Source organism: Clostridium sp. D46t1_190503_E9, assembly GCF_015555225.1.
Lineage (GTDB): Bacteria > Bacillota > Clostridia > Clostridiales > Clostridiaceae > Clostridium.
Genome location: NZ_JADNKB010000006.1, coordinates 1 through 12,161 on the forward strand (window position 1 = coordinate 1; position 12,161 = coordinate 12,161).

Here is a 12,161-nt window from a genome sequence, read left to right on the forward strand (position 1 = left end):
GAAATGTGTAAAGATGAAGCTAGACACGGACAAGCATTCAAGGGATTATTAGACAGATATTTCGGACAAAACTAATTATAAATAAAAAAGGAATTGTATCAAAATAAATTTTGATATTATCCAATAAAAATGGAAGTTCTAATTAGAACTTCCATTTTTGCGCATATATAAATAATATATATAAATAATATATATAAATAATATATATAAATTTAAAAATGTATTCAAGTAAGTAAAATAAATGGTTTAAAAGGGGCTCGCGTTTCGCGAGGCCCTTTATAAAAATAAGAGATTAACTTTTTTGAAAAATAAAGCTTACTTGAAATTGAATAAATTTTATATTAAATAGATTTTTGAGACTGCGCCTTTTTATCATTTAATTATATTTAAACTTTTTGTTTCTTGAGCTTTTTTATCAATAAATATATTATAACTTAACCCTAATAAAATTAATAATCCACCGAGTATTTTACCAATAGAAATAATATTACTAGAAAAGTAATCTATAATAATACCAATAGATAGCTGACCTATAAAAACTAAAAGTGATAGAGAAAAAGATGATACTTTAGGTGTAATATAATTAAATAGTAAAACTACTAAAATACCAATTGTTCCTCCTAGGTATGCATAAAATGGAATAGATAATTCATTCATATTGTTGATATTAATATAGTCTTTAGTAAGAAAGAAAAATATTAATGATGTTATGAAACCTGTTAAATAATTAAAAAAGGTTCCTTGGAAAGTTCCTATTTCTTCAGCTAACTTAAAATTAACAATTCTTGATAAAACAACAGAGACTCCAGATAAAATTGCAAGTAAAATATATAACATAAAACCCTCCTAAAAAAATGTCATAATAATTATTCCAGATGTTATAATTAAAAATCCAAATATTTTTTTATTTTCAAATCTTACTTTTTTCATTCCCATTAAACCATAACTATCTATTATAAAAGAAGATACAACTTGTCCAAGAAGAGCTAATGATATAGTCAAAGAAGCCCCTAATTCCTTAAAACTTATATTATTAAAAATTACTGTAAAAACTCCAATTACTCCAGCACTATATAATATAATAGGAAGTTTTTTCTTAAAGGATATTTTATATTTCTTTAGCAATAGAATTACTAGTACTATAATAAATCCAGTTAGATGAATAATTAAAGAGGATGAATAATTACCTATGGCTTGTGATAAAATGCCATTAAAGCTAACCATTATAGTAATTAATATTCCTGTAAATAAAGATAAAAAATTATACATATTAATTCTCCTTATGCTTTTTTTATAAATTTAGCATAAAAAAATTATATTTTATTAGGACATATGTCATAATGAGTATATAAAATTTATAATAAAGATTTAATATTTAAATAAAATATGAAAAAGATCATATCTTATAAATTAGGGAGAAAGAATGAAGATAGTAACTGACATTAATTTAATAGAAAAATATATAAAATTAAATAATATTGAAAGTTTATTTAATGATGATATTAAGAATAATTCTGAAGTTTTATTTTTTAATAAGAGAGAATTAATTTTTCAAGAGGGGGAAGAAATAAGGTATCTAATGTTTTTTGTGGAAGGAAAGGCAAAAGTTTATACAACATTAAAGAATGGTAAACTATTGTTATTGGATTTTTATAAAGAGTTAGATACATTAGGGGATTTAGAGTTAATTACTAATGATTTATCAAGCTGTAATGTTGAAGCTATAGAGCCTTGTATTTGTATAGGTATTCCATTAAAAGTATTGAGAAATATTTATTATAATGATACAAAATTATTAAATTTCTTATGTAATTCATTAGGGAGAAAACTTAAAAGATCATCTAAAAATGCATCTATAAATCTAATGTATCCATTAGAAAGTAGGGTTGCAAGCTATATAATTTCTATAGGTACAGATAAAAACAGTAAAATTGTTAAATTTGATGAAACTTTAACTGTAATATCTGAATTGTTAGGTACAAGTTATAGACATTTATCAAGAACATTAAATAGATTATGTAATAAAAATATTTTAAAAAAGGAAGAAGATTATTACATTGTTATAGATTATAAAAAGCTAGAAGAATTAGCAGCAGATATATATAGCTGATGAATATTTTTTTTATTAAGAGATACTTTATAAAATTTCTATTTAAGCTGAAATAAAGGATTTATATATAATTAAATATATATTTTATAAACTTATATAAAGAATGAATCACATTCAGTATTTTGGTGATATATTTTACTTAAATATGTTTATTAATTATCTAAATATTATATTATTGTTAATTATGTTGATTATTAGATGAAACATATATATTAGAAAATTTACATATGATATAATTAAATTACTATACCATAATTATTAAAAGCGAGGGAAAACACATGAAAATAAAAAAGTTATCAGCAATAGTAGCAGCAGTAGTTATAACAGCAAGCTTAGCAGGATGTACAGCAGGTGGAGCTAAATTACCAGAAGGAGATGTTAAGATAGTAAATCAACAAGTTCAAGGAGTTGTTGAACTATTATTAGAATCTGCAAATTATGGTGAAGATAAAAGTACAGTGGCATCAATGGTATTACCAAAGGATTCTCAATATGATGTGAGTTTATATGTGGAAAAATACAGTAATGGTGAGTTGAGTGAAACAAAAGAATTAACTAAATATACAACTGAAACTATAGAAAAAGACTCAATAGTACATATAATAATGAATACAGCAAAATCAAATGATGGAGAAGCTGACAAATCTATATATTCTATTGCAGAAGTAGATAAAGAAAATACAAAGGATGCTAAAAATCCAGAATATAAGATAACTAAAACTTATGGGGAAAGCATAGATTTTGATTCAAAGTCAGAAGTAAGTCAAATAGGCAAGAATTTAGATGAAGAAATTACATTAATTGGATTAGTAAAATTTAAAGATGATGATTCAGAAAAAGCGACAATAAATTTAGATTCATATAAAGATGAAGTAGGTAAATATGCATCAGTTAATATAATCAAGGTTAAGGTTACTAAAAAGTAAATAGAAATAATTGATAATGTGCTGAGGCACGGTTAAAAGTATAAAATGGGATTAAAGACTACAAAAAGTAATTTTTAATTTAATATTTTAAATTGAAGGGCTGTTCTATGACAGCCTTTTATTAATTAAAGGCTTTATTTTAAACTGATGGTGATTAATAAACATAAATAAAAGTAGACATCAAATTTTTCACTTTTTTCAAACTAAACGCAATAAAAACTAAAATCAATCGAAAAACTTACCATTGTAAAAATTCTCATTTCCAAGTTTCTTTGCCGTCAGCCTGAACATAACGCAACCATCTGGACATACAATATCCTTGCTATATTTGCTATTGCCGCCGATGCTCTCTAAATCTTCGCCACTTCTGACAGCCTCCATAATTGGGAACATAATCATCATTACTTAGAGCAAATCCCTTGTCCATCTGTATTTACAGGAGAGCCATAGGTACAGAGATACATACTTATCTCCGACGTCCTCACCATTTCGGCAATACCGCTCTGTGTTGTCGCTAAGAAGAAATCTTGTTACCTAAATCTCAAATTTATATTCCTCATCATACCATTTTTTAATGATTACACTCCAAATTCCAATTTATCGAGTAGTTTAATATTCAACTAACTCATATAATTCAATTATATATCAAATAAAGAATAATTTTTATATATTTTAATGCGTACTATTCAATTTTCAAAGAACAAATTATATAAACTAATTATTGTTTCTGAATTGTAAACTAAAAAATACCGTATATTCTTTTTGAATAATACGGTATTTATATAAATTTGTTTTTATTTTGTTTTTATAATATAAGAATCCTAATTAACCTAGAATGATTTTATTTTTTTACTTCTGAATTTAATAATATTGCTATAACAAAAAATATAATACTTGGAATTAAAAATATTACGCCATGAATTATGTTATAAACAGATAATGGCGTTGAAGCGTAAGGACTAGCATTAGTATAGTAATCATAACGTAAATAAACTAAACCTCCCACAAAGCATACCAATAATATAGTCCCAATTATAAATGAAATCTTTGTTAGAATAGATTTCATTTTCTTACTATTCATTTATTTCACCTCTTTTTACTATTACAAAATAATTATGTTATATTTGGGCAAATATCCCGTAGCATTGAATTTTTTAAATCAAATTTTCCTGTAGTTTGAAATAGTTACAAATTATAAGTAAAGTTAATATGAATAAATCTTCATTTAATAATTTTAATAAGATATAAATAAATTGAATTTTAATAAATAGTGCCTGTCTATTCAACATCTTTAAATTCAAACGAAGGATATTTATATGTTGTATATGATATATAAAATCTGTATAATGATTATGAATTATAATAGATGGAGTGAAGAACATGAGATTAAGAAAAAAGCCATGGGCTAGACCAGAATTAGAAGCATGTAATTTTTTTATAACTAATCCAAGTGAAAATAAAGGAAAATGGAAACAATCATTTGTTAATGATAATCCTATATACTTAGAACTAGGATGTGGAAAGGGAACGTTTATAGCTGTTCATGGATCAGAAAATGAAGATATAAATTATATTGCTATTGATATCAAAGATGAAGTATTGGTATTAGCAAAAAGAAATATAGAAAAAGCATACGAAGATAAAAATAAAGAAATAAATAATTTGAAATTAATGGCTCAAGAAATTGCCTTAATTAATGATATTTTTAGTGAAGAAGATGTAGTAGATAGAATATACATAAACTTCTGTAATCCATGGCCAAAGGAAAGACATAAAAAAAGAAGACTTACTCATACAAGACAGTTAGAAAACTACAAAAACTTCTTAGCAGAAGATGGAGAAATATACTTTAAGACAGACGATGATGAGTTATTTGATGAGTCTATAGAATATTTTAAAGAGTCAGGGTTTAATATTGACTATATTACATATGATCTACATAAAAGTGGTTTTGTGGGTAATGTTAGAACAGAACATGAAAATATGTTTAGTGAACAAGGAATAAAGATTAAGTTTTTAATTGCAAGTAGATAGAAAATAATAAAAAGTTAAGTAAAAAGCCTCATTATGAGAGGCAGTGTAATTTAGAGTTTAATTACACAACTTTTACTTAACTCTTTTTATTATAAAGTTTTTTAATTTCTTAGTTTACATATTAAATCAATGATATTTAAGAATATATCAACTTCTTTTATTGAGTTATATAATCCAAAGCTTGCTCTTACCATACCAGGCATTTTACAAGTTGAATCCACTAAATGTCTACTTGCTTCCAAATCCGTTAATCCTAATAATCTTTTTACATAAGGATGAGCACAAAAAGCACCTTGCCTTACAGCTATTGCTCTAAGATTTGCTAGTAATCTAGCTACCTCAGCATTATACATTCCATCTATATTAAAAACTACTATACCTAATCTATCCGATATATTTTCATTATCACCATAAGATATAACGCCATTAATACAGTTTAAACCATCTATTGTTCTTTTTAATAGTGTTTTTTCGTTTTCTTCAATGGTATCAAATCCTATATTTTTTAATTCTTTCATTGCTTGAACTAATGCAATAGCACCAAAAAAATTAGGACTACCAGCCTCATCTTTTTCAGGAGGTGGTAATAAAACTTCGGAGTTATCTAACACAGCTTCTACAGTTCCTCCACCTTTAAAATCGGGATATAGTCTTTCAAAATCTTCTTTTAGTCCAACAATAGCACCACTTCCAAATGGAGCATACATTTTATGAGCAGAAAAAACTAAAAAATCTATTGAATCAGCAGTTATATCAATTTTTTTATGAGCCACTATTTGAGCACCATCTACTATTAGCTTGGCGTTATAGTTATGAACAAGTTCAGAAATATAAGATAAATCATTCATATATCCTGTTACATTTGAAGCAGCAGTAATTGTAACATATTTAACTAATCCACTATATTTGTCTAGTAAGTATTGTAACTCATCTAGCTTTAGTCTGCCATTTTCATCTACTTCAATATATTTTAAATCACATTTTCCTCTCCAAGGGAGGTCATTAGAATGATGTTCCATTCTTGTAGTGATAATTATATCATTCTTATTTTCTATTAATATATTAGATAGTCTATTAATTCCCTCAGTAGTGTTATTTACAAATATAACAGTATATCTATCCTTTGAAGCATTAAAAAAATTCAATATATAATCCCTACAGTCACAATATTGTTTTGTTGAGTATTCTGACTTTTGTCCAAGGCCACGACCAATTGATCCATATAATTCACATGCTTCTGTTATTTTATTTATAACACTATTAAAAACTGGTGTTGTTGCAGCGTTATCAAAATTTATTGGTATTATTTTATTATCATCTAATATAGGAACTCTTTTATTAAGACCTATAAATAAATCTCTTAAAGAATTATCTGTTGAATTACACATAGCATTACCTCCCATATATTCTATTCACTTACTTCATGTATTGTGCTATGAAAGTTAAAAGTGGGGAGTTCTAATGATATATGAGGGAACATATATAAATATATAACATATAAATATAATGAAATATTTTTTGGAGGAAATATATGTATTATAATGATTTAAATAGACAGCAAGAAGAGAATGAAGATGATGATTTAAAATTTATTCCTTTAAATATAAAAGAGCCTTTTTCAGAGAAGGATTCTAGCTGGTTTCCAATTGTAAACATGAATTCACCAAATATAAGCCATATGACTAATAATTTTATATTAGGATTTTCTAATCCGTCAGATGGTGAAATATTAGATGAAAACTTTTTAAAAACAATAGATTATGTACCAAACGTTAAATATGGTTATGCAGATGAAAATTACTTTAATACTTACGATGAAGGTAATTTGCCAAGTAATATGTCAGGTAGCATGCAAGGTAATATGCAAGGTGGCATGCTAGGTAGTATGACAGGTAACATGCAAGGTACCATGGCAGGAAATATGTCAGGGAATAACTATAATCAAGGCTTTTCTCAAGAAAGTGGATATTTGTCTAGTAATATGTTAACTAATACCAACACTAGTGGAATGAATAATCAAAGTGGTACTAGCTTTAGTAATAACTTTAATTTAGAATATCCGTCAGAAACTCAATCAGAAGCTTTATATTCATATAATAAGGAAAAAAACTGTAATGGTGCAACTTTAGGTTATGGTAATACATCGAATATTAATGCTGGGAATATGGGGATGAGTGATGGTACAGGAAATATGAATACTGGAGCTGCAGGAATAAATAACAACATGGGAAATATGAACACTGGAACTGCAGGAATGAATAGTGGAATGGGAAATATGAACACTGGAACTGCAGGAATGAATAGCGGAATGGGAAATATGAATACTGGAACTGCAGGAATGAATAGTGGAATGGGAAATATGAATACTGGAACTGCAGGAATGAATAGTGGAATGGGAAATATGAACACTGGAGCAGCAGGAATGAATAGCGGAATGGGAAATATGAACACTGGAGCAGCAGGAATGAATAGTGGAATGGGAAATATGAACACTGGAACTGCAGGAATGAATAGCGGAATGGGAAATATGAATACTGGAACTGCAGGAATGAATAGCAACATGGGAAATATGAACACTGGATTTACAGGAATGAATAGTGGCATAGGAAATATGAGTACTGGGGCTGCAGGAATGAATAATAACATGTGGAATATGAATGCTGGATTTACAGGAATAAATAGTGGAATGGGAAATATGAATGCTGGATTTACAGGAATGAATAACAACATGTGGAATATGAATAATGGAGTTTCAGGAGTAAATGATAATATAAATAATATATGGGATGATGATTATCAAGGAAGCATGGATGAAGAATATGTTCCATTTACTAATTACAATAATCTTAAATTAACTCCAAATATCCAATCCATGGAAGAAAATAATGAGAATATAAGCATGGGGGAAAATGCAAATAATTTATATACAGGTAGTGTAACTGGAGTAGCTACTAATACTTTACCAAATAGCATGGATATAAATTATAATGATTCTGAACCTAATTACACATTAACTAATATTCCCAATATGAATCCTTTAAATATGGGACCAAGTTATACCGTACCAGAAGGCTTTGATATAAATGATACTAGTAATCAAATAGAAACTTTAACTGCGACAAATCCTAAAATAGATAATTCATATAATTCATTTGAGAAGTTAAATGATTATATGAAAAATTATGAAAAAAGTGGAGTTATAAGAGAAGATAAGGAGATAGAAGAACCTCCTCATATGCGAATATTAAGAGATTTAGATTTGGGAAGTGAATATGAAAGCATATATAGAGATGATAAGAGTAAAGAAATAGACAGTATATTTAAGAAAATAGAAGAAAATCATGGAGCTATAATATCAACTTTAAAGGCGTATAGAGTTCCACACCCAATAATAAGCTTATTAGTTAAAAAGATAATAAAAATAACTTTAGAGCATTCTAATAAAGAGTGAGGTGAAAAATATGTTATTCCGTCAGAACTTACCTAACTTACAAAGTAAAATAAGATTTTTACATGCTATCCCTTTGGCACCTGCTGTAGATATTTATTTAGATGGAAATTTACTTGGAGAAAACATAGCTTTTTCGGATATATCATGCTATGAAAATATACCTCCAGGAAATCATGAGCTTCAGTTATATGTAACAGGAACGTATGATGATCCAATATTTACAAGAAATATTGATGTTTTACCTGATACTACTTTAACAGTTAATATAGTATCTAGCGGTAGTGCAATTAATATATTAGTTTTGAATGATGTTAATGTGAAAGGTAATATGACACTCACTTTTTTGAGGTTTATTAATTTATCTCCTAATGCTCCTTTAATATCTTTATCATTGCCAAATGATATAAATTTATTTGGGAATGTCGAGTATTTGGAAACTACAGGATATTATCCTTTATCTCCAGCGATTTATGATTTTAAAGTTACTTTTTCAGCTATAGCTGGATTAGAAAAGTATATAAATGAGAAGACATTACGAAATGGAAGATATTACACAATATATATAATAGGTTTATTAAATAGGCACCCACAAATTGGATATCTTATGGTTGAAGACGGAAGAGATTAAAAAATGACTGTATCTTTCAAGATACAGTCATTTTTTAATGTACATAAATATGGCTTAATGGAATTATACATATTCCTAAAAAAATTGAAAATAAATAAGTTTTATGATATCCATATTGTCTAGAAGCAGGTATAAGCTCAGCAAAGGAAATATAAAGCATTATTCCCGAAACCATAGCAAATATTATAGCAAGTATTATTTCATTTATATAAGGCCTTAAAAATAAGAAAGCTAATAAAGCGCCAACTGGTTCAGCAAGTCCAGAAAAAAGTGTGTATTTAAATGCTTGATATTTACTTTTAGTAGAGTAATATATAGGCATGGCTACTGAAATACCTTCTGGAATGTTATGAAGTGCTATGGCTAAAGCTATAGATATACCAAGTGTAGTATTTTCATACCCAGAAACAAAAGTAGCGATGCCTTCTGGAAAGTTATGTATCATTAAAGCTATCATTGATACAAATCCAACTCTATATAGTTTTCCTGATGGAGCTGAAGGGTTCACTTTAGGTTCATCAGGAATAAACTTATCTATTAGTAATGCTACAAATGCACCTGCTAACAAAAATAAAAGTGATAAAAGGACTCCATTTAATTTGCCATTATACTTACTAAGGGTCTCTTCAGCAGAAATGAATAGATCAGTAAAGGATACTGTTATCATTACTCCAGCAGAAAAAGCTAGTGCAAATGTAATTAGCTTTTTATTTTGAGACTTAGAAAAAAACACAATAAAAGCCCCAATTACTGTAGATAGACCTGCCATTAAAGAAAGTAATAAGGGAATAAAAGATTGATTGTTTAACATAAAAGTACCTCACAAAGTTATTAGTATTTTGAATTATGTTTTCAATAAATAATCTATATTATCAAAACTATTAAATACTTGTAGTTTAGTTAAATGTTAAATATTTATTGTAACAAATATATTAATAAATATATTAGAAAAGAAAATATACTATGCAATTTATAGAAAATTTTATAATATAATTTATGTAATTGTATTATTAGGAAGGAAATGTAATATATAATGTATAGTTGATTTATAAATAATAATATTATTAAAGTGATATTACATAATACTAATCTAACTATATATAATTACGAAGCTAGTATTTTAAATTTTAGGAGAGGTAGTATGATAAATAATAAAATAGAAGAAAAGATAGCAATGATACCTATAATTTATAAGATTTTACATGAAAATATACAAAGTAGAAAAAATGATTTTGAAAATTTTAAATATGGGGAGAATATAAAACAGTATTATAGAACTTATAAAGGTGATAAAAATAAACCTATAATATTTTTCATTCATGGAGGTGGATGGTGGCATGGAAGCCCTAAGACATCTAGTTGCATTGGAAAGTTTTTTAATGATTTAGGATATAATGTAGTTCTTCCAGCTTATAGGCTTGTACCTTTATATAAATATCCAACTCAAATAGATGATGTTTTTATGTCTTTAAAAGATTATTTATTAAAAGAAAATGATATTGAAAACAAGAAAATCATAGTTATAGGGTTTTCAGCAGGTGGAGAGCTTGCAGCTAATATAGTTTTCAATGTAAATAAACAAAAGGAATTTGGTATAAATAGTGATATTTTTAAAGGGCTAATTACATTAGCTGGAGTATTAGATTTTGAAAAATGTAAATCTAAACACTCTATAACATTAATTGAAAATTATATTGGTAAGGATAATTCTTTTAAAGAAATGAATCCTATAAACTTGCTAAAAGAAAGCAATAATATTCCTACACTATGTTTACATGGTAATAAGGATCCATTAATCAACTTAGAAAATTCTATTAGCTTTGTTGATAAGGTAAATAGTCTAAATGGGAATGCTAAATTAAAAATTTTAGATAAAAAGCATCATTCGGATATAATATCTCTAGTAATAAACAAAGGAGAAAAAGAATCTAAAATAATTTTAGATTTTATAGAAGATATATGGAGAAGTTAAAAACAAGAAATTATTTATTAGATAATCTGAAAGTTATATTAATATTCTTTGTAGTGTTTGGGCATGTAATTGAATATTATATAAAGGATAATAGTACCCTTAGAACTATATATATTTTCATATATATTTTTCATATGCCTCTTTTCATATTTATTTCAGGATACTTATCTAAGAATTTTTACAGAATGAAAAGAAAGGCAATTAGAAATTTATTAATACCATATATAATATTTAATATGATTTGGTATACTGCTGTATATATAGGTACAAAAAGAGCGATGTTTTCTGTACTTTATCCTGGGTGGACTTTATGGTATTTATTAAGTTTGTTTTTTTGGAGAATGACATTAAAATATTTAATAAAATTTAAACATATTTTATTAGTTAGTTTTATAATAGGTGTTTTAGTTGGATTAATACCTAGCATAGGAAGTACTTTATCAATTTCTAGAACTATTGTGTTTTTACCATTTTTCTTACTTGGATACTATACGAAGGAAGAGAATTTAGAAAAAGTTAAATCTTTAAAAAGAGAATATGCTCTTACGGGAATACTAGCATTTTTATTAGTGGCTATGTATATAGTTAAAAATAATTTATTTGATTATAAATTTTTATACAATTCATATTCATATGATGCTTTGGGAGTTTCATTACTGGAGGGGATTGTCTTTAGGATTTTCCTTTATTTTGGAGCAATAATATTTAGTGTTTGTGTAATAAATTTAGTTCCAAGTAAAGAACAATTCTACTCTAGAATAGGAAAAGCAACTATGAATATATATGTTTTTCATATTTATTTAGTTATGCTAGTATATTTCTTTATACCTAGATGGAATATTAGCATGTTACAGAATGTTTTAATTTTAGTAAGTCCTTTTATTATAATTTTCCTTTTATCTAGAAAAAAGATTAATAGCGTGTATGATGGAATATTTTATCCGGTTAATATAAGTATAGATACTGGGAAAAAATCTATTAAAAAATATAAATATATGAATAAGAAAACTCATTAATTTATTTAATGAGTTTTTTATTTG

Annotated in this window: 12 protein-coding genes and 2 pseudogenes; 8 read left to right on the top strand and 6 right to left on the bottom strand. The window is 26.4% G+C overall.

Annotated elements, in window-relative coordinates; genetic code table 11:
• Window positions 1-75, top strand: a pseudogene (locus I2E83_RS08145) (NADH peroxidase); the annotation flags it as partial.
• A gap of 297 nt (window positions 76-372) precedes the next feature.
• Here I2E83_RS08145 and I2E83_RS08150 read toward each other — a convergent pair.
• Together I2E83_RS08150 and I2E83_RS08155 are read right to left on the bottom strand one after the other, a co-directional pair.
• A complete protein-coding gene (locus I2E83_RS08150; RefSeq protein WP_195429373.1) occupies window positions 373-837 on the bottom strand; it encodes a DMT family transporter in 465 nt (154 codons plus the stop codon).
• Window positions 838-846: 9 nt separating this feature from the next.
• Entirely contained in the window at window positions 847-1,269 is a 423-nt protein-coding gene (locus tag I2E83_RS08155; RefSeq protein WP_195263205.1) for a DMT family transporter, read from the bottom strand.
• Between the two features lie 154 nt (window positions 1,270-1,423).
• Between I2E83_RS08155 and yeiL the strand changes: the two genes are divergently transcribed.
• Entirely contained in the window at window positions 1,424-2,110 is a 687-nt protein-coding gene (yeiL, locus tag I2E83_RS08160) for a transcriptional regulator YeiL (protein ID WP_195429375.1), read from the top strand.
• A 278-nt stretch (window positions 2,111-2,388) separates the two neighbouring features.
• On the top strand, window positions 2,389-3,036 hold the full coding sequence (locus tag I2E83_RS08165) for a hypothetical protein (RefSeq protein WP_195429377.1): 648 nt from the start codon (window positions 2,389-2,391) through the stop codon (window positions 3,034-3,036).
• Window positions 3,037-3,261: 225 nt separating this feature from the next.
• Here the strand turns inward: I2E83_RS08165 and I2E83_RS08170 are convergent.
• Both I2E83_RS08170 and I2E83_RS08175 read right to left on the bottom strand, forming a co-directional pair.
• Window positions 3,262-3,612 (bottom strand): annotated as a pseudogene (locus I2E83_RS08170) (TIGR04076 family protein).
• Between the two features lie 265 nt (window positions 3,613-3,877).
• Window positions 3,878-4,117, bottom strand: a complete 240-nt coding sequence (locus tag I2E83_RS08175; protein ID WP_195263208.1) for a hypothetical protein — start codon at window positions 4,115-4,117, stop codon at window positions 3,878-3,880.
• A gap of 299 nt (window positions 4,118-4,416) precedes the next feature.
• Between I2E83_RS08175 and trmB the strand changes: the two genes are divergently transcribed.
• Window positions 4,417-5,070, top strand: a complete 654-nt coding sequence (gene trmB / locus I2E83_RS08180; RefSeq protein WP_195263209.1) for a tRNA (guanosine(46)-N7)-methyltransferase TrmB — start codon at window positions 4,417-4,419, stop codon at window positions 5,068-5,070.
• Between the two features lie 101 nt (window positions 5,071-5,171).
• Here trmB and I2E83_RS08185 read toward each other — a convergent pair whose 3' ends face one another.
• Window positions 5,172-6,458, bottom strand: a complete 1,287-nt coding sequence (locus I2E83_RS08185; protein ID WP_195429378.1) for an aminotransferase class V-fold PLP-dependent enzyme — start codon at window positions 6,456-6,458, stop codon at window positions 5,172-5,174.
• 143 nt (window positions 6,459-6,601) lie between these two features.
• On the opposite strand from I2E83_RS08185, the gene I2E83_RS08190 reads away from it, so the two are divergent.
• Together I2E83_RS08190 and I2E83_RS08195 are read left to right on the top strand one after the other, a co-directional pair.
• Window positions 6,602-8,521 (top strand): hypothetical protein, encoded by a 1,920-nt coding sequence (locus I2E83_RS08190; RefSeq protein ID WP_195429379.1) that lies wholly within the window; start codon window positions 6,602-6,604, stop codon window positions 8,519-8,521.
• A 10-nt stretch (window positions 8,522-8,531) separates the two neighbouring features.
• Window positions 8,532-9,149 carry a DUF4397 domain-containing protein gene (locus tag I2E83_RS08195; RefSeq protein WP_195263212.1) on the top strand — a complete coding sequence of 206 codons (618 nt, stop codon included), beginning with the start codon at window positions 8,532-8,534 and terminating at the stop codon, window positions 9,147-9,149.
• Window positions 9,150-9,183: 34 nt separating this feature from the next.
• On the opposite strand, the gene zupT is transcribed toward I2E83_RS08195, so the two are convergent.
• Window positions 9,184-9,960 carry a zinc transporter ZupT gene (gene zupT / locus I2E83_RS08200; RefSeq protein ID WP_195263213.1) on the bottom strand — a complete coding sequence of 259 codons (777 nt, stop codon included), beginning with the start codon at window positions 9,958-9,960 and terminating at the stop codon, window positions 9,184-9,186.
• 330 nt (window positions 9,961-10,290) lie between these two features.
• Between zupT and I2E83_RS08205 the strand changes: the two genes are divergently transcribed.
• Window positions 10,291-11,121, top strand: coding sequence for an alpha/beta hydrolase (locus I2E83_RS08205; protein ID WP_195263214.1), 831 nt, complete (start codon window positions 10,291-10,293; stop codon window positions 11,119-11,121).
• A complete protein-coding gene (locus I2E83_RS08210) occupies window positions 11,109-12,137 on the top strand; it encodes an acyltransferase family protein (protein WP_195263215.1) in 1,029 nt (342 codons plus the stop codon). Before I2E83_RS08205 ends, I2E83_RS08210 begins: the two co-directional genes overlap by 13 nt.
• The last annotated feature ends 24 nt before the right edge of the window (window positions 12,138-12,161 follow it).

What these genes read in the sequence shown, in the direction of transcription:
- I2E83_RS08150 (WP_195429373.1), bottom strand. Translation starts at nt 837, where the DNA reads ATGTTATATATTTTACTTGCAATTTTATCTGGAGTCTCTGTTGTTTTA.
- I2E83_RS08155 (WP_195263205.1), bottom strand. Translation starts at nt 1,269, where the DNA reads ATGTATAATTTTTTATCTTTATTTACAGGAATATTAATTACTATAATG.
- yeiL (WP_195429375.1), top strand. Translation starts at nt 1,424, where the DNA reads ATGAAGATAGTAACTGACATTAATTTAATAGAAAAATATATAAAATTA.
- I2E83_RS08165 (WP_195429377.1), top strand. Translation starts at nt 2,389, where the DNA reads ATGAAAATAAAAAAGTTATCAGCAATAGTAGCAGCAGTAGTTATAACA.
- I2E83_RS08175 (WP_195263208.1), bottom strand. Translation starts at nt 4,117, where the DNA reads ATGAATAGTAAGAAAATGAAATCTATTCTAACAAAGATTTCATTTATA.
- trmB (WP_195263209.1), top strand. Translation starts at nt 4,417, where the DNA reads ATGAGATTAAGAAAAAAGCCATGGGCTAGACCAGAATTAGAAGCATGT.
- I2E83_RS08185 (WP_195429378.1), bottom strand. Translation starts at nt 6,458, where the DNA reads ATGTGTAATTCAACAGATAATTCTTTAAGAGATTTATTTATAGGTCTT.
- I2E83_RS08190 (WP_195429379.1), top strand. Translation starts at nt 6,602, where the DNA reads ATGTATTATAATGATTTAAATAGACAGCAAGAAGAGAATGAAGATGAT.
- I2E83_RS08195 (WP_195263212.1), top strand. Translation starts at nt 8,532, where the DNA reads ATGTTATTCCGTCAGAACTTACCTAACTTACAAAGTAAAATAAGATTT.
- zupT (WP_195263213.1), bottom strand. Translation starts at nt 9,960, where the DNA reads ATGTTAAACAATCAATCTTTTATTCCCTTATTACTTTCTTTAATGGCA.
- I2E83_RS08205 (WP_195263214.1), top strand. Translation starts at nt 10,291, where the DNA reads ATGATAAATAATAAAATAGAAGAAAAGATAGCAATGATACCTATAATT.
- I2E83_RS08210 (WP_195263215.1), top strand. Translation starts at nt 11,109, where the DNA reads ATGGAGAAGTTAAAAACAAGAAATTATTTATTAGATAATCTGAAAGTT.